This window comes from Natrialbaceae archaeon AArc-T1-2 (assembly GCF_030273315.1).
In the GTDB taxonomy this organism is placed as follows: Archaea; Halobacteriota; Halobacteria; order Halobacteriales; family Natrialbaceae; genus Tc-Br11-E2g1.
The window spans coordinates 1,718,802-1,734,024 of sequence record NZ_CP127174.1 but is presented as its reverse complement, the minus strand read 5'-3'; the positions used below and the strand labels follow the sequence as shown (position 1 = coordinate 1,734,024).

Annotated in this window: 17 protein-coding genes and 1 tRNA gene; 8 read left to right on the top strand and 10 right to left on the bottom strand. The window is 65.6% G+C overall.

From position 1 onward, the window contains the following. Nucleotides 1-682 precede the first annotated feature (682 nt). Nucleotides 683-756 (bottom strand) — tRNA-Tyr (locus QQ977_RS08960). 133 nt (nucleotides 757-889) lie between these two features. Here QQ977_RS08960 and QQ977_RS08955 point away from each other — a divergent pair. The 3 genes from QQ977_RS08955 (at nucleotide 890) to ftsZ (ending at nucleotide 3,142) form a co-directional block, all read left to right on the top strand. Beyond that, entirely contained in the window at nucleotides 890-1,561 is a 672-nt protein-coding gene (locus tag QQ977_RS08955) for a double zinc ribbon domain-containing protein (protein WP_285928689.1), read from the top strand. A 210-nt stretch (nucleotides 1,562-1,771) separates the two neighbouring features. Beyond that, nucleotides 1,772-1,951: a ribbon-helix-helix domain-containing protein gene (locus QQ977_RS08950; protein ID WP_285925364.1), complete on the top strand. Its 180-nt coding sequence runs from the start codon at nucleotides 1,772-1,774 to the stop codon at nucleotides 1,949-1,951. Nucleotides 1,952-1,954: 3 nt separating this feature from the next. After that, the gene (ftsZ, locus tag QQ977_RS08945) at nucleotides 1,955-3,142 is read left to right on the top strand and encodes a cell division protein FtsZ (RefSeq protein ID WP_285925363.1); all 1,188 of its coding nucleotides are present in this window, start codon (nucleotides 1,955-1,957) and stop codon (nucleotides 3,140-3,142) included. A 131-nt stretch (nucleotides 3,143-3,273) separates the two neighbouring features. Here ftsZ and ncsA read toward each other — a convergent pair whose 3' ends face one another. From ncsA to QQ977_RS08930, 3 genes are all read right to left on the bottom strand, one after another. Then, nucleotides 3,274-4,245, bottom strand: coding sequence for a tRNA 2-thiolation protein NcsA (ncsA, locus tag QQ977_RS08940; RefSeq protein ID WP_285925362.1), 972 nt, complete (start codon nucleotides 4,243-4,245; stop codon nucleotides 3,274-3,276). 57 nt (nucleotides 4,246-4,302) lie between these two features. Beyond that, nucleotides 4,303-5,022 (bottom strand): alpha/beta fold hydrolase, encoded by a 720-nt coding sequence (locus tag QQ977_RS08935; RefSeq protein WP_285925361.1) that lies wholly within the window; start codon nucleotides 5,020-5,022, stop codon nucleotides 4,303-4,305. A 92-nt stretch (nucleotides 5,023-5,114) separates the two neighbouring features. Continuing rightward, on the bottom strand, nucleotides 5,115-5,465 hold the full coding sequence (locus QQ977_RS08930) for a hypothetical protein (protein ID WP_285925360.1): 351 nt from the start codon (nucleotides 5,463-5,465) through the stop codon (nucleotides 5,115-5,117). 88 nt (nucleotides 5,466-5,553) lie between these two features. On the opposite strand from QQ977_RS08930, the gene QQ977_RS08925 reads away from it, so the two are divergent. Then, entirely contained in the window at nucleotides 5,554-6,207 is a 654-nt protein-coding gene (locus tag QQ977_RS08925) for a DUF7095 family protein (protein WP_285925358.1), read from the top strand. A 5-nt stretch (nucleotides 6,208-6,212) separates the two neighbouring features. On the opposite strand, the gene QQ977_RS08920 is transcribed toward QQ977_RS08925, so the two are convergent. Next, the gene (locus tag QQ977_RS08920) at nucleotides 6,213-6,560 is read right to left on the bottom strand and encodes a DUF7344 domain-containing protein (RefSeq protein WP_285925356.1); all 348 of its coding nucleotides are present in this window, start codon (nucleotides 6,558-6,560) and stop codon (nucleotides 6,213-6,215) included. 93 nt (nucleotides 6,561-6,653) lie between these two features. Between QQ977_RS08920 and QQ977_RS08915 the strand changes: the two genes are divergently transcribed. Then, the gene (locus QQ977_RS08915; RefSeq protein WP_285925355.1) at nucleotides 6,654-7,316 is read left to right on the top strand and encodes a helix-turn-helix domain-containing protein; all 663 of its coding nucleotides are present in this window, start codon (nucleotides 6,654-6,656) and stop codon (nucleotides 7,314-7,316) included. A gap of 16 nt (nucleotides 7,317-7,332) precedes the next feature. On the opposite strand, the gene QQ977_RS08910 is transcribed toward QQ977_RS08915, so the two are convergent. Further along, on the bottom strand, nucleotides 7,333-8,070 hold the full coding sequence (locus QQ977_RS08910) for an NAD(P)/FAD-dependent oxidoreductase (protein WP_285925354.1): 738 nt from the start codon (nucleotides 8,068-8,070) through the stop codon (nucleotides 7,333-7,335). 93 nt (nucleotides 8,071-8,163) lie between these two features. Between QQ977_RS08910 and QQ977_RS08905 the strand changes: the two genes are divergently transcribed. Then, nucleotides 8,164-8,730 (top strand): SRPBCC family protein, encoded by a 567-nt coding sequence (locus tag QQ977_RS08905; RefSeq protein ID WP_285925353.1) that lies wholly within the window; start codon nucleotides 8,164-8,166, stop codon nucleotides 8,728-8,730. 66 nt (nucleotides 8,731-8,796) lie between these two features. On the opposite strand, the gene QQ977_RS08900 is transcribed toward QQ977_RS08905, so the two are convergent. The 4 genes from QQ977_RS08900 to QQ977_RS08885 form a co-directional block, all read right to left on the bottom strand. Further along, entirely contained in the window at nucleotides 8,797-10,005 is a 1,209-nt protein-coding gene (locus QQ977_RS08900) for a phosphoglycerate kinase (RefSeq protein ID WP_285925352.1), read from the bottom strand. Between the two features lie 54 nt (nucleotides 10,006-10,059). After that, on the bottom strand, nucleotides 10,060-11,133 hold the full coding sequence (gap, locus tag QQ977_RS08895; protein ID WP_285925350.1) for a type I glyceraldehyde-3-phosphate dehydrogenase: 1,074 nt from the start codon (nucleotides 11,131-11,133) through the stop codon (nucleotides 10,060-10,062). A 91-nt stretch (nucleotides 11,134-11,224) separates the two neighbouring features. Next, complete coding sequence (kdgK1, locus tag QQ977_RS08890; RefSeq protein WP_285925349.1) at nucleotides 11,225-12,178, bottom strand: bifunctional 2-dehydro-3-deoxygluconokinase/2-dehydro-3-deoxygalactonokinase; 954 nt, start codon at nucleotides 12,176-12,178, stop codon at nucleotides 11,225-11,227. A gap of 122 nt (nucleotides 12,179-12,300) precedes the next feature. Then, nucleotides 12,301-13,368 (bottom strand): M42 family metallopeptidase, encoded by a 1,068-nt coding sequence (locus tag QQ977_RS08885; RefSeq protein ID WP_285925347.1) that lies wholly within the window; start codon nucleotides 13,366-13,368, stop codon nucleotides 12,301-12,303. 127 nt (nucleotides 13,369-13,495) lie between these two features. On the opposite strand from QQ977_RS08885, the gene QQ977_RS08880 reads away from it, so the two are divergent. Together QQ977_RS08880 and QQ977_RS08875 are read left to right on the top strand one after the other, a co-directional pair. Beyond that, nucleotides 13,496-14,662, top strand: coding sequence for a thiolase domain-containing protein (locus tag QQ977_RS08880; protein WP_285925346.1), 1,167 nt, complete (start codon nucleotides 13,496-13,498; stop codon nucleotides 14,660-14,662). A 96-nt stretch (nucleotides 14,663-14,758) separates the two neighbouring features. Beyond that, on the top strand, nucleotides 14,759-15,145 hold the full coding sequence (locus QQ977_RS08875; RefSeq protein ID WP_285925345.1) for a Zn-ribbon domain-containing OB-fold protein: 387 nt from the start codon (nucleotides 14,759-14,761) through the stop codon (nucleotides 15,143-15,145). Nucleotides 15,146-15,223: the final 78 nt, after the last annotated feature.

Here is a 15,223-nt window from a genome sequence, read left to right as displayed (position 1 = left end):
GGGACACGTATCCACCATCACCACCGCGGCACCTCTGCATGTACCCCTTTCCCTCTCCCGGGGATTCGGCGGTCACAACCTCGGTTTCGTTCGACAATCGTTGGCTCGAGGCATATTCCTGCCGACCCACGAGATCAGTTAACACCACACGTGGCGTACTAGACAGCGCATGAATTCATCGAGCGAAATGCGGATGGTCGGCGTGTGTACAGAGTGTGGAGCGTTGTACGCCGTGACGAGACTTCCGGACGGCCGAGTGATCGCCGCAGGGAGCAGACGCAGTTGCACGTGTGGCTGTACACGATTCGAAGGGTTTGGTGTTCCTCCTCGGTGATCGACGGTCCGTCCCCAGTCGGCATTGGCCGCGACGTTCACAGAGAACCACCCCGCGCTCGAGGGACGTCTCGAGTGCACTTCGAGCAGAGCCGTCGGTCGATGGCGACGGTTGTCTTACACCGAGCACATCGTCTGACTCAACGATGCGACCGAACCGGTCGGTGACGTGGACGGTCCATGACCGACAGTATCACCGTTTACCGACGAAGTCAGATCCGCCCTCCCCGATTTGAACAGGTGAGAGACGTTCCGGGGTGCTCGCTTCGCTGCGCTCCCGGGCTGCGACTCTCGTGTTCAAATCGGTTCGGGAGAGACTTCTCACTGCTCACGTTGTTCGCAGGAGAAGTCCGCCCTCCCCGATTTGAACGGGGGACAAGTCGATCTACAGTCGACTGCTCTACCAGTCTGAGCTAAGGGCGGGCGCACCTGTACGTAGCGCTCGAGGGAGACATAAGGGTTATCATTCCCGGCGAGGGAGCGTGTGTGACAGACGTCTGACCTGGCGAGCGATTAATGTATGAGGAGGCGAAACACTGTCAGCGACGAGTCGGTCATGGGAAAGATCACCTTCCGTGCGGACGACGACCTCCTCGAGGAACTCGAGGCGTTCGACGCGTCGAAAAGCGAGGTGCTCCGCGAGGCGCTTCGGGCGTATCTCGGAACCAGCGACCGGATCGGACCGGCCGACGCTGACCGGTCGCGAGATGGCCGCCACACCGGGGCTGGGACGACCGACACGAGCACCAGCATCGACGATCTCGTCCGCGAGTGCGTCGACGAGCGACTCGAGCAACGGCTCGACGACTTCGAGCGTCGCCTGCACGATCGACGCGAGCGACGCCCCGACGTCGACGTTACGGTGTCGCTCGAGGGTATCGAGAGCGCACAAACGGCGGCCGTCGAGACGGCCGGGGACGATCAGCCGTCCGACAGACGGCGATCGGTCGCGTCCGACACGCCGCGAACGGACGGGGCGTCAGACACCGACGTGGCGTCAGACAGCACGCGGACCGCAGCGTCGTCTGACGCGGACGCGGCCGACCGACACCGGTGTAGCCAGTGTGGTGAAGCCGTCGACATCGATCACGTCTACTGCCCGAACTGCGGGGAGAAGGCATCGAGACGACTGTTCTGTGAGTGTGGCGACGAGATCCGATCGGACTGGGCGTTCTGTCCCGGCTGTGGTCGTCGGACGCCAGCGGCCGACGTTCTAGAATCCGGATAGGTAGTAAATACAAACACTCACTCGTAGAATACTATACTGTTTTGCGAAAGGTTTATTGTGTCCGACGGAGTTGCCACAATCGCGTAAGACGGATTGTCTTACACACCCGCCTCGTGACGGGAAATCCCGCTCCCGTAACGCGGTTTTCGTGTAAGACACACTGCGTCTGACAGGGGCGCGCACCGTCTTACCAAACAGGGGAATACAACCATGGAGCGTGTGACACTGCGAATCCCGAAACAGCAGATCGAGGAGGTCGAGCAGCTGGTCGACTCGGGCGAGTTCCCGAACCGGAGCGAGGCGATCCGGTCGGCCGTCCGCGAGATGATCAACGAACAGGACGACGGTCGCAACGAGCGGTCGGAGAAACGCAACTGGGCCAAGGTGTAAACGATGCAGGACATCGTTCAGGATGCACTCGAGAACGCAGAAGAGGAGGCCCGCGAGATGGATGCGTCGATGGACGACGACGAGTTCGGCGATCCGCGCATCGTCATCGTCGGCTGTGGCGGTGCAGGGAACAACACCATAAACCGCCTGTACAACATCGGCGTCGAAGGAGCCGACACGATCGCGATCAATACGGACAAACAGCACCTGAAGATGATCGAGGCCGACACGAAGATTCTCGTCGGCAAGTCGCTCACGAACGGCCTCGGTGCCGGCGGCGATCCGTCGATGGGCGAACGCGCGACCGAGATGGCCCAGGGGACGATCAAGGAGGTCCTCGGCGATGCAGACCTCGTGTTCGTGACCGCGGGCATGGGCGGTGGTACCGGCACGGGTGCCGCCCCCGTCGTCTCCAAAATTGCGAAAGAACAGGGCGCGATCGTCGTCGGGATGGTCTCGACGCCCTTTAACGTCGAGCGTGCCCGCACGGTGAAAGCCGAGGAAGGCTTAGAGAAGCTTCGTGAACAGGCCGACTCGATCATCGTACTCGACAACAACCGGTTGCTCGATTACGTCCCGAACCTCCCGATCGGCAAGGCGTTCTCGGTGATGGACCAGATCATCGCCGAGACCGTCAAGGGAATCTCGGAGACGATCACCCAGCCGTCGCTGATCAACCTGGACTACGCCGACATGTCGACGATCATGAACCAGGGCGGCGTCGCCGTGATGCTGGTCGGTGAGACCCAGGACAAGAACAAGACACAGGAGGTCGTCAACGACGCGATGAACCATCCGTTACTCGACGTCGACTACCGCGGTGCCTCGGGTGGTCTCGTCCACATCACCGGTGGTCCCGACCTCACGCTGAAAGAGGCAGAAGGCATCGCGGACAACATCACCGAGCGTCTCGAGGCCTCGGCGAACGTCATCTGGGGCGCTCGCATCCAAGAGAGCTACAAGGGCAAGGTCCGGGTCATGGCGATCATGACCGGTGTCCAGAGCGCCCAGGTGCTCGGACCGACGACACAGAAACAGGCCGACAAGTCCCGGGCGAGCATCGAAGGCGTCTCCGAGAGCGACTTCGACGCCAGCAACAACGTCGAGAACGCGCCCGATAGCTTCGGTGCCCAGAGCGACGGCGGCCGGAGCGAACGCGAGAAGAAAAACGGCGTCGACGTCATCCGGTAGGCCGTCCACAGCCGTTTTTGCAGCCCACAGCGTTCCGGAGCCGTGGCACCATCGGCTGTCAGGGGTTCACTCGAGTCGAGACGTACGTCTCCGTAGGCAAAAATGGGACGTAAACGCGCCGATGGCGGCGTTTACACGGCCTCGAGGGACTCGAGCAGCGAGCACTTCCGGCAGATCTCCCGCGTCGTGGTCGCGCCACACTCGGCACACTCCCGGAGTTCGCGGCTCTCGTCGCCGTCGTCGCCGTACTGGTCGGCAACCATCGCGGCGAGTTCCTCGTAGCCCGAGAGAATCGAGTGCCGGGTGCCGGGGTGGTTCTCCTCGAGGTCGTACAGCAGCTGTTGAATCTCGCCGCGGTAGGCCTCGCTCGCGTGGGGACACTCGGTGATGTGGGCGGGCAGGTCGGCGAGGTGAGCATAGAGGGCGACCTCCTTCTCGGGCACGTCCCGCAAGGGCTTCGCACGCGGGACGAACTCGTCTTGCTCGTTGCGTTCGGAGAGCGGACCCAGACTTGCGTCGAAGTGTTTGGCAATCTGGCCGAGATCGCCCTCGAGGAAGTTCATCAGCGCCGTCTGGGCCTCGTCGTCCAGGTTGTGCCCCGTCAGCAGGAGGTCGGCCTCGAGCTCTGCGGCGTAGCGGGAGAGCAGATCCCGCCGGAAGACGCCACAGTAGGCGCAGGCGGCCATGTTCTCGGGGTCGTCCTCGACGACGTCGTCCATCCGGATGCCGAACTCCTCCTCGTAGCTTGCGAGCTCGTGACGGATGCCGAGGTCGTCTGCGAGCTCGAGACAGGCCGCGACGGACTCGTCGCGGTAGCCCTCGATCCCCTCGTGGATCGTCAGGCCGACGAGTTCGATCCGTGGATCTTCGGCGAAGGTGTCGTGTAAGATCTGCGTGAGGACGACGCTGTCTTTCCCGCCCGAGAGACCGATCACCCACGTCTCCGGATCCTCAGGTGAGGCGTCTCCCGGGACGAGATCGTCCCGGCGGATGCGTCGTCGAACCCGCTTTTCGACCGACTCGCGGAAGTGACGTTCACAGAGGTGGGCCCCGGAGTAGGCGGCGTGCATGACCGCGTCCCCGCCGCATCGATCACACTCCATCACGGGACCGTAACGGCCTCGGGTGGAAACCGGTTTCGCTCCGGACGTCGACGACGATCAGGCGGTAACCGACGCTCGGTCCTCGACGACGGCGGCGCCGTCTTCGAGACACTCGAGTACGAGGTCGACGTACTCCTCACGGAGTGGTGAGGAGAACAGCTCGTGGCCGCCGTCGTAGAGGACGACGTGTTCGGACGGGACGCGCTCGCCGATTGCGCGATGGCTGATCACCGGATCCCGAAGCGAGCAGAAGACGACGGCGTCGTGATCGATCGCCAGCAGCTCCTGTTGTGCGCGTCGGGTTTCGCGGACGAACGCGGGTGAGATCCACCGCGGGATCGTCGCGACCTGGTGGTCGGTCGCGCGCTCGCCGAGGGCGTCGGCGTCCATCCCGGGCACCGGGAGAAACGGGAAGTCGGTGGGGATCTCGGCGAGTAGCTCGAGTGCGAACTCGGGGTAGGTCTCGCTGTAGCCCCACCACGGGCTCAGGTAGACGTGGTTTTCCGCACCGTCTAGGGCCTGACCGACCAGCGCACCCGCACTGTGGCCGAGCAGCTGGTACGAGTCGAGGTCGAGGACGTACTCCGCGATCGGCTCGAGCCAGTCGGCTTTGAAATCGTCGATGTTCGTGGGTAACTCGAACGCGTGGACCCGATAGCCAGCGTCGCCGAGGTTGCCGATCAGCCAGCTGACGTTCTCGTGGGTCCAGCGGTTGCCCCAGCCCATGACGAAGACGAGGTCATCCTCGCCGTCCTCGTTGAAGATGCGATGTCTCATACGTGTACGTTCAGCGTGAGACGACAAAAACCTGGCAGATGGCTGCGCGTGAGTGAGGGTCGCTGTCAGATCGCGTCTCAGCTACCGGGCCGTCACTCCTCGTCGACCGCCGCAAGCGCCACTGGATCGGGATAGGCCTCGAGGTCGACGACCTCCTCCGTGGCCCGGCCGGACGGCGACTCGTGATAGTGGCGTCGTCGAATCCACTCCGTTTGCCTGTCGTACTCGATCGCGACGCGTTCGGTGATCTCCTCGTCGCGGTCAGGATCGATCCGGATCGAGATCGTCTCGAAGGCCTCGATCCGGTAATCCCCGTCGGCGTAGCCGGTTACCTCGAGAGTGGTCCGTTCGGGGTCGAGTTCGTCTGCGGCGTACTCGAGGATCCGCTCGGCGAGGTCGTCGAGGACGGAAAGCGAGGGGATCGAAGCGGTCCGGTCGGTCACGGAACCGGGTACGACGGTGGGCGAGTTAGTCGTTCGCCCGGCGCGTTCAACAGAACCGTTTTGCCCGCGCCGGTCCAAAACGCCGCCGATGAGCGAACTCGATCGCGAAGCGGCCGTCTCCAGACTCGAGGAACTCGTCGAGACGGTTGCGACCGAGCGGATGCCGGTCCCCGTCCGCGAGGTGTGGGCCTACGGCGACGTCGCACTCGGGCTCGATCCCGTCGATCGGCTCGACGTCTACCTGACGAAAGACGTCTTACTGGGCGACGACGGGGGCGACGCGACCGAGGCGGTCGACGCCTACGGTATCGAGGGCGTCGGCGAGTCCGTCCGTGCCGACTGGGCAGCCGAGTACCCCGAGTACCTCCGGGCTAACGCTGCCGGCCACGCCGCCCCCGAGCAGTGTCTCGCGGCACAGCTCCTCTCCGAAGACGAGCCGATCCACCTCGAGGTCTGTAACGCCGCCTTCGAGGACAACGTCACCCAGCGTCTGCGCGGCGCACAGCTGCGCGAGGACTACACCCAGTTGCTCGATCCGCGTGGCGTCTGCCTGTGGGTCGACGGCACGACGAGCGAGACGGCGTTTGCGAAACTCCGGGCGGGCGAACTCGCCTTGCCGACGCTGTCTGCGGCTCTCGAGATGCTAGGCATGGACGAAACGGAAGCCGAGACGGCGGCACAGGAGGTCCACGCCTGGCGAGACGATCAGGAGGGCGTGACGGTCCGGGGAGACGTCGTCTGACGCCGTCACCGCTCGGTCGACTCGCAGTCCTCGACGACGTTCTGAACGGCGACACAACACTCGAGCAGCGACGGATCCGCCACGCGAACCGCGTGGCGACGCTCGTCGTGGGCGACGACGCCGATCTCCGCGAGCTTCGGCAGGTGAACGTGTCGGAGCCGTACCCGGAGGCGGTCGCGATCGACCGGTTCGCCCGCTCGGGGCGAGAGCTCATCGAGGAGGCGGTCGTACGTCACGACCGCTCGGTCCGATGATTGCAGATACAGACAGATCCAGCGTCTGTATCGATCCGATAGCAGTTCGAACAGCGTATCCACCACCGCCGGGTCCACGTCTTCGGGCCACTCGCTCATTGGCCAGTGTGGACGTCACTGTCGTCCTTATTCGACCGGGCGAAATATTCCCGGGTTTTATAACTGCATGGATGGTACGCCTAGTGTTCGGCCATGCTCATCGCCACCTTCGTGCTCGAGTATCCAATCCTGCGCGAGGCGCTTTCAGCCGCTCCCGGTCTGACGCTGACGTGGATCCAGTCGGACAGGACCGAAGCGGGCGAGCACAAACTGCTCGTCTGGGCCGACGGGGACGAGCGTGACTTCGAGGCGTTCGAGGACGGCCTCGAACGCGATCCCACGGTCGAGCCACCGTTACGGATCGTCGAAATCGACGGCCGCCGTCTCTACCAGCTCGAGCTGACCGCGGAGGGGAAAGACGCGAGCGTCTACCCGATCGTCATCGATGACGGGGTCGTCCTCGAACACGTCACCGCCAGCCACGGCGGGTGGGAGCTGCGCGTGGCGTTTCCGGACGAAGAGTCGCTCGAACGGTTTCACAGGTTCTGTACCGAACGTGGGATGCTCGGCGAGTTACGCCACCTGTACGAGAAACGCGAGCCGGACGGACGCCGCCAGTTCGGGTTGACCGACCGACAACGAGAGACGCTCGTCGCCGCGGTCGAGACCGGCTACCTGGACGTTCCCCGGTCGTGTACCCTCGCCGAACTCGGCGAACGTCTCGACGTGTCGGCAAACGCCACCTCCGAGCGGTTTCGTCGCGGCGTCCGGACGCTGATCGAACACACCGTGTATCCGGATCCCGAAGCGTTGTAGGGAAACCGGGCCGGGATCACGAGTCGTCAACGCTCGGATGCATCGTCGGCGTCTCCTCGAGGGGTTCGGCAACGAACTCCTTGAGCGTCTCGCGGGCGCGTTCGTCGCGCCGTCTCCGCTCTGCGTCGTCGATCTCCTCGCAGGCGGGTGGTACTTCCCGGTCGCGACCCGTGAAGTAGCCCTCGGGGGCCACCCAGTCGTGGTAGAAGGGGACGTCGGCGTCTGCGACGACCGCGAGGGCGACTTTCGCGCCGTGGCCGGCTGCGACGATCGCCTGGTGGGGCTCGCCGGCGACCCGTCCCGCGGCGTAGACGCCGTCGACGGCCGTCCGGCCTGCCTCGTCGACAGCCACGACGTGCTTGCTACCACGCTGTTTTCGCCCGACGTCGAGCGGAGTAAGATACTCGCTGTCGGGCCAGGAGGCGGCGATCACGCGCCCTGCCTCGAGCGGTTCGCCGCCCTCGGTCGCGACGCGAAAGCCGGCCGCGAGGTCGTCGTCTTCGAGCGGCTCGACGCTCGTGGCGCGACCGAGTTCGAACGTCACACCCGCCTCGCCGGCCTGTTCGCGGACCATCCGCAGGTAGAGTCTGGCATCGATCCCGTCGGGAAAGCCGGGGTAGTTCTCGAGGCTGGCGTTGCGCGCGAGGATCGACTCGCCGCCGTCGAGGACGAGCGTCTCGAGTCCGGCACGGGCGGTGAAGATCGAGGCGGCGAGTCCGGCGACGCCGCCGCCGACGATGCAGACGTCTCGCATGGGCAGGCGTTCGAGTCGACGGCTATACAACCTGACGGCTGGCGTGCCCGTGCCGACACAACGCTTAGGTTCGACAGCGACGTACCGACGCTCGTGGATCGGATCCTCGTCAGCACGGTCGTCTATCGCCCTCCCGAGACGGTGTTTCCCTACCTCGAGTCGTTCACCGACTATCCGCGATACGCAGACCACCTCGAAGCCGTCAGCAGACGCGACGACGGCCGCCAGGTGCGTGCAGACGGCGACGTCGTGGACCCGACGGACGAACTCGTCGGCGCGCGGTACGACCTCCAGTTGTCCTGGTGGAAGCTCTCCTACACCGCCCGATCCGAGATCGTCGACGTCGACGAACCGACGTCGCTCGAGTGGCGACTGGTGAAAGACCTCGACGCCCGCGGCGAGTGGCGCGTCGAACCCGAACCCGAGTCGGCACCGGAACACGCGAAGACGGCGAGTCGAGTCTACTTCGACGCGAGCTACGATCCCCACTCCGCGAACGAAGAGGCCGTCTCGCTACCGCGGTTCGTCTCGATGGGGTGGGTGATCGACAAGATCAGGCCGCGGCTGCTCTCGGAGGCCGAACGGGTGGTAAACCGACTCGTCGCTGACGTCGAGGGCGAACCACGGTCGGTCGAATTCGACGTCCACGAGATGCCGTAATCCGGCGGCCGGTTTTTTTACGTCGCCGAGTCGAGTGGCCGGATATGGGTCGGGTACGGGTCGAACTCACCCTCGCTCGAGGACGTCGATTCCGACGAGGGGTTCGCCGGTGAGCGCGCGGACGTACGCCCCGCCGGCGAGCGAGACGCGCGAGAAGTCGTCCTCTTCGAGCTCGTACAACTCGAGCGAGCGAGCGGTGTCGCCGCCGCCGACGACCGAGTAGCAGTCGGCGTCGGCGATCGCCGAGAGGACCGTCACGGTGCCGTCGGCGAACCGGTCGTCCTCGAAGACGCCGAGAGCGCCCTTGACGAAGACGGCCGCGGAGTCGGCGACGGCGTCGGCGTAGCGTTCGGCCGTCCCGGAGCCGACGTCGAGGAAGGGTCGGTCCTTCGTCACGCCCTCGACGGTCGTCTCCGCGCGCTCGTCGTCGTCGCCCTCGTAGGCGAGGTCGGTCGGAAGGGCGATGCAGTCGCCGGAGGACTCGAGTGTGCGTTCGATGGTCTCCTGGTGGGCGTCCCACTGGTGGTCGAACAGGTCGGTTCCCGTGACGTCGTAGCCGACATCGTAGCCGTCGGCTCGCAAGAAGAGTTCGCCGACGACGCCGCCGAGACAGAACCGATCGACGGTGTCGGCGAGTCGTTCGACGACCGGGATAGTGTCCTCGGCTTTCGTGCCGCCCAGTACCAGCGTGATGGGGCCGTCGAACGCCCGGTCTCGGATCGCAGTCGTCGCCGTGTACTCGTCGACCATCACGCGACCCGCGTAGGCGTCCATCACGCGCGGAAAGCCGACGATCGAGGCGTGCGAACGGTGGGCGGCCGAGTAGGCGTCGTCGACGTAGGCGTCGAATTTCGGCGCGAGCGTCCGGACGAACTCGGTCTCGGCTTTGGCCTCCGGAGACTCTTCCGGGAGCTCGTCCTCGCACATCCGAACGTTCTCGAGCAGGAGCACCTCGCCCGACTCGAGGTCGCCGACCGCCGCGAGGGCGTCCTCGCCGTACGTGTCGTCGACGAACCCGACCTCGCGTCCGAGGTGGTCGGCGAGGAGGTCGGCGTGTTGTGCGAGCGAGACGAACGTCGTCCGGCCCGGCCGTCCCTGATGAGCGAGCAACGCGATCGCGTGGTCGTCTGCGAGCAGTTCCCGGATCGTCTCGGCGTGGCGGGCGAACCGGCGGCTGTCCTGGACGACGCCGTCCTCGACGGGCACGTTGACGTCGATGCGTACCAACAGTCGCTGTCCGCTGTCGAGGTCGTCGATGGTTCGAAACGTGGTCATAGAGGGGAAGTCGATGGGTTCGTTGCAGTCGTCTCGATGAACTGGAAAACGGCGTCAGGGCGCGACCGCTTTGTCGGTATCGATCGTCTCGGTTTCGGCCGCGACGTACGCCGCGAGATCCAGCATCTGTGTCGAGAAGCCGTACTCGTTGTCGTACCAGGCCAGCACCTTCACGAGGTCGTTCGCGACGACCAGTACGGAATCGAGATCGACGAACGAGGCGACCGGCAGTCCGACGATGTCCCGGGAGACGATCTCCTCGTCCGTGTAGCCGAGCACGCCGGCGAGTCCGTCGTCGGCCGCGTCGCGGATGGCCTCGAGCACCTCGTCTCTGGTGACGTCCGCCTCGACGTTGACGGTGAGATCGGTGATCGACCCGTTCGGGACCGGAACGCGCATCGCCATCCCGTCGAGTTTCCCCTCGAGGCTGGGCAGAACTTCGGTGGTGGCGACCGCGGCACCGGTCGTCGTCGGCACGATGTTTTCGGCGGCCGCGCGGCCGCGACGGCGCTTGTCGAGCGGCCCGTCGACCAAGCCCTGGCTGCCGGTGTAGGCGTGGACGGTCATGAGCAGGCCGGAGACGATACCGAACTCCTCTTCGAGGACCTGCAACACCGGTGCGACGGAGTTGGTGGTACAGGAGGCGTTCGAAAGGACGTCCGCACCGTCGTACTCCTCGTGGTTGACGCCGTAGACGAACATCGGGACCGCCGTCTCGCCTTTCGGCGGAGCCGAGATGATCACCTTGTCGGCGCCGGCCTCGAGGTGGTGGGCGGCTTCCTCGCGGGTTCGGAACAGTCCCGTCGCCTCCAGGGCGACGTCGACGTCGAGGTCGTCCCACGGAAGCGCCGACGGGTCGCGCTCGGAGAGCAGCTCAATCTCCTCTGCGCCGACGTAGAGGGTGCTTCCCTCGCGGGATACCCCGCGGAGCCGTCCGTGGACCGAGTCGTACCGGAGCAGATACTCCATGTCGTCGTCGTCCATCACGTCGTTGACGGCGACGATCTCGACGTCGTCGTACGTCAGCGACGCGCGAAGGACACTCCGACCGACGCGTCCGAAGCCGTTGAGCCCGATTCGAAGCGTCTCGTTCGAGGTCGCGCCCCCGCTTTTTGGATCGTTCGCCATGTTTGAGATCCCACCCTCTGTCGTTAAATTTGTTCCCCCAACACGTTAGTAAACGCGACATACAGCCCGAGCAGAATCCTGACGGCTACCGTTACCGCGAGATCGTCGCGTGTGCTCCCGCCACGATGCGTTCGACCTCCGCACGGTCGACGATCGCGACGTCGCCCGGAATCGTTCGTTTGAGCGCGCCGACGGCGGTCCCATACTCGAGTGCCGTCCCGACGTCGTCGCCGGCCAGTCGGCTCGCGAGAAAGCCACCGACGAACGCGTCTCCCGTCCCGATCGGTGCGATCGTCTCGGCTTCGAACGCCGGTCGCTCGACGAGCGAGTTCTCGTGAGACGCCACTGCGCCGTCTGCACCGCGGGTGACGATCACCGTCTCGAAATCCCACTCGTCGTCGAGTGCCGTGGCTATTTCACCCGCGTCGCCGGCCGCTCCCAGGACGGTGCGGGCGTCGCGGGCTGGCGTGACGAGCACGTCCACCAGCGGAAAGTACGTCTCGAGCGTCTCCCGTGCCGTCGACGGGGACCACAGTTTGCTTCGATAGTTCACGTCGAAGGCGGTTCGCGTGTCCGCCTCCCGTGCGATCTCGAGCAGATCGGTCACCGTTCGCTCGAGCGTCGCAGACAGCGCGGGCGTGATGCCGCTCGTGAGAAACAGCTCCGCGTCTCGAATCGTCTCGGTCGGCAGTTCGTCCGCCGTCGCGGTCGTCACCGCGGCGTCGGCCCGGTCGTAGACGACGTTCGTTCCCCGGGGACCGCCTGCGATCTCGAGGTAGTAGGTGCCCTGTCGGCCGGAGTCGGACCAGACGACGTCGGCCTCGAGTCCGTACCGGTTCAGGTCGGAGACCACCCGACGACCGAGCGGAGAGTCCGGCAGCTTAGAGAGCCACGTGGCATCGACGCCGAGACGAGAGGCGGCGACCGCGACGTTGCTCTCGGCACCGCCCGGGTGGACATCGAGCGCGGTCGCAGTCTCGAGACGTTCGTGCCGGGGCGGCGACAGCCGGAGCATCGTTTCGCCGAACGTGACGAGATCCGTCATACGTCACGTGTCGACGACCGGCGGCATAATGGAGCGGGATGCAACCGCGAACCGTCTTGCGGTCCCAGCGGTACCGACTCACAGCCGACGTGTCGATCCAACCGGCCCGGCGAGCGATCCAGCTAGAGCGTGTAGTCCGTCTCGCCGTCCTCGCGCTCGAGGAAGGCCGCGAGCAGATCGATCGTCGCGGCGACGTCGTCGACGTGAGCGGTCTCGGTTGTCGTGTGGAGATATCGCGTCGGGACCGAGATCGCGCCGACGGGTTTCGCGCCGTATGTGTGTTGAAAGCCCGCGGTGTCGGTTCCGCCCGCTGGTAGGACCTCGAGCTGGTAGTCGATATCCGCCTCGTCGGCGACGGACTGCAGCCGTCGGTGGACCTTCGGGTTGGTGATGACGCTCGAGTCTTTGAGCTTGATCGCCGTCCCCTCGCCCAGCCGGGTGACGTGTTCGCCGGATTCGAAGCCGGGGACGTCGTTGGCGACGGTGACGTCGAGTGCGATCGCCAGGTCGGGATCGACGTCGACCCCGAGCGCGCGAGCGCCGCGAAGGCCGACTTCCTCCTGGACGGTGGCGGCGAAGTGGATCGTCACCTCCGGCTCCTCGATCCGGCGGGCGGCCTCGAGCATCGCGAACAGACAGACCCGGTCGTCGAGTGCCTTCCCGGTGACCGTCTCGCCGACGCGCTCGGTCGAGGCGTCCATCGTCACGAGGTCACCGGGAGAGACTCGCTCTTTGGCCACCTCAGTCGGGAGCCCGAGGTCGACGTAGACGTCCTCGACGTCGGGCGTCTCCTCGCGTTCGTCCTCGTCTAACGTGTGTGGCGGCGGCGAACCGATCACGCCCGGCAGGTCGCCGTCTTCGGTGTGGACGGTGACCCGCTGGGCTTTGAGGACGCGGGCGTCCCAGCCGCCGAGCGGATCGAGCTCGAGAAAGCCGTAGCCGTCGTCGTCGCCGCGGACGTGTCGCACCATGAACCCGATCTCGTCCATGTGAGCCGCGACGGCGACGGCGTAGTCAGTCTCGCCCGCTATCGTGGCGACGACGTTGCCCATCGCGTCGGTCTCGAGCCGGTCGACGCTGTCTTCGAGTTCGCGCCGGACGAGGTCACGAACGCGGTCCTCGTAGCCCGGCACGCCGGAGGTCTCGGTCAGTTCCGCGAGCAGGTCGAGATCGAACGGGACGTCGCTCATGTCCTCGAATGGGATCGTTTGGCGTATAAACTCCGGGAACGAAGATGGTAGGCCGAGAGAAACGTCGCGTAAGGCGTGCGTACCAACCGCGAGGTATTAACGTCTCGGTTCGCTATAGTGGGTGTGTATGAGTGACGTACGAGTCGTCGGCGTCGGTCTCACGCCGTTCGGCAGTTTCGCCGAACGGACGGGCCGGGACCTCTTCGGCGAGGCGAGCATCGAGGCGTTCGACGATTCCGGAGTTCCCCGAGAGGACGTCGAGGGCGTTCTCTACGGCAACTTCATGGGCGAACTGTCCGAACACCAGGGTCACCAGGGGCCGCTGATGGCAGAAGCCGCAGGCGTACGGGCTCCGGCGACGCGATACGAGTCGGCGTGTGCTTCCGGCGGGACGGCCGTCCGTGAAGCGGCCATGCGCATCCGCAACGGCGAGAACGACGTCTTGCTCGTCGGCGGTGCCGAACGGATGACGAACCTCGGCACCGCGGGTGCGACCGAGGCGCTCGCGATCGCCGCCGACGATCTCTGGGAGGTACGCGCAGGGATGACCTTCCCTGGCGCGTACGCGCTGATGGCTCAGGCGTACTTCGAACGGTTCGGCGGCGACCGCGAGGACCTCGCACACGTCGCGGTCAAGAATCACGAGAACGCCCTCGAGAACGAGAAGGCCCAGTACCAGCAGGCGATCGACGTCGCAGACGTCCTCGAGGCGCCGCCGGTCTCCTCGCCGCTCGGGCTGTACGACTCCTGTCCGATCTCTGATGGGGCGGCGGCGGTCGTGCTCGCGAGCGAGTCCTACGTCGAGGCCCACGACCTGGACGCGCCGGTCGCGATCACCGGTACCGGCCAGGGCGGGGACAATATCGCCTTGCACGATCGCGAACACCTCGCCCGCTCGCCTGCTGCACGCGAAGCAGGTAAAGAGGCCTATGCAGACGCCGGCCTCGAGGCGAGCGACGTCGACCTCGCCGAGGTCCACGACTGCTTTACGATCGCCGAGGTGCTCGCCCTCGAGGCGCTCGAGCTCGAGCCGGTCGGCGAGGGGGTCTCGGCGGCTCGAGCGGGGCGGACGACCGCCGACGGCGAGACGCCGGTCAATCTCTCCGGCGGGCTCAAAGCGAAAGGCCACCCCGTCGGCGCGACCGGCGTCTCCCAGATCGCCGAGATGGCGTCGCTGCTGCGTGGCGATCACGTCAACAGCGACGCCGTGTCCGACGCGACGACCGGCCTCACCCACAACGCGGGTGGCACGGTCGCGAGTGCGACGGTTCACGTACTGGAGGTGGTCGCATGAGCGACGTGAAAGCGACTACGCCAGTGCTTGCTCTGGAGGTGGTCGCATGAGCGACGTGAAAGCGACTACGCCAGTGCTTGCTCTGGAGGTGGTCGCATGAGCGACGAACCGCGAGACGGTGCCTTCGACGAATGGCTCGACGCCCTCGAGGACGACGAGCCGTACTACCTCGAGTGTCCCGAGGGACACGGTTCCCTACCGCCCCGCCGGGTCTGTCCGGACTGTGGCGCGACCGACCTCGAGCAACGACCGCTGCCGGCAGGCGGCGAGGTCGAGACGTTCACGATCACGCACGTCCCGACGCCGGCGTTCGAAGAGGACGCCCCCTACGCGACCGCGGTCGCAGACTTCGGCCCCGTTCGCGTGACCGGTCAGGTCGCTGGCGTCGACCTCGAAGAGATCGAGAACGGGCTCACAGTCGAACCCGCAGTCGGCATCTCCGAGACGACCGACGAACGGGTGCTTACGCTCCGGCCACGATAACGACGGCGACTCCCGGTTCGGCATTTGGCATTCGTCGTCCGTCGTCAAAAACAGCGTCGTGACGGTGTGGTGGTCCGC

Bases quoted from the DNA above. Each gene is read 5' to 3' on its own strand.
- QQ977_RS08950 (WP_285925364.1), top strand. From the start codon at position 1,772: ATGGAGCGTGTGACACTGCGAATCCCGAAACAGCAGATCGAGGAGGTC.
- kdgK1 (WP_285925349.1), bottom strand. From the start codon at position 12,178: ATGACGGATCTCGTCACGTTCGGCGAAACGATGCTCCGGCTGTCGCCG.
- QQ977_RS08955 (WP_285928689.1), top strand. From the start codon at position 890: ATGGGAAAGATCACCTTCCGTGCGGACGACGACCTCCTCGAGGAACTC.
- QQ977_RS08885 (WP_285925347.1), bottom strand. From the start codon at position 13,368: ATGAGCGACGTCCCGTTCGATCTCGACCTGCTCGCGGAACTGACCGAG.
- QQ977_RS08900 (WP_285925352.1), bottom strand. From the start codon at position 10,005: ATGACCACGTTTCGAACCATCGACGACCTCGACAGCGGACAGCGACTG.
- QQ977_RS08910 (WP_285925354.1), bottom strand. From the start codon at position 8,070: ATGCGAGACGTCTGCATCGTCGGCGGCGGCGTCGCCGGACTCGCCGCC.
- ncsA (WP_285925362.1), bottom strand. From the start codon at position 4,245: ATGGAGTGTGATCGATGCGGCGGGGACGCGGTCATGCACGCCGCCTAC.
- gap (WP_285925350.1), bottom strand. From the start codon at position 11,133: ATGGCGAACGATCCAAAAAGCGGGGGCGCGACCTCGAACGAGACGCTT.
- QQ977_RS08875 (WP_285925345.1), top strand. From the start codon at position 14,759: ATGAGCGACGAACCGCGAGACGGTGCCTTCGACGAATGGCTCGACGCC.
- QQ977_RS08880 (WP_285925346.1), top strand. From the start codon at position 13,496: ATGAGTGACGTACGAGTCGTCGGCGTCGGTCTCACGCCGTTCGGCAGT.
- ftsZ (WP_285925363.1), top strand. From the start codon at position 1,955: ATGCAGGACATCGTTCAGGATGCACTCGAGAACGCAGAAGAGGAGGCC.
- QQ977_RS08925 (WP_285925358.1), top strand. From the start codon at position 5,554: ATGAGCGAACTCGATCGCGAAGCGGCCGTCTCCAGACTCGAGGAACTC.
- QQ977_RS08915 (WP_285925355.1), top strand. From the start codon at position 6,654: ATGCTCATCGCCACCTTCGTGCTCGAGTATCCAATCCTGCGCGAGGCG.
- QQ977_RS08935 (WP_285925361.1), bottom strand. From the start codon at position 5,022: ATGAGACATCGCATCTTCAACGAGGACGGCGAGGATGACCTCGTCTTC.
- QQ977_RS08920 (WP_285925356.1), bottom strand. From the start codon at position 6,560: ATGAGCGAGTGGCCCGAAGACGTGGACCCGGCGGTGGTGGATACGCTG.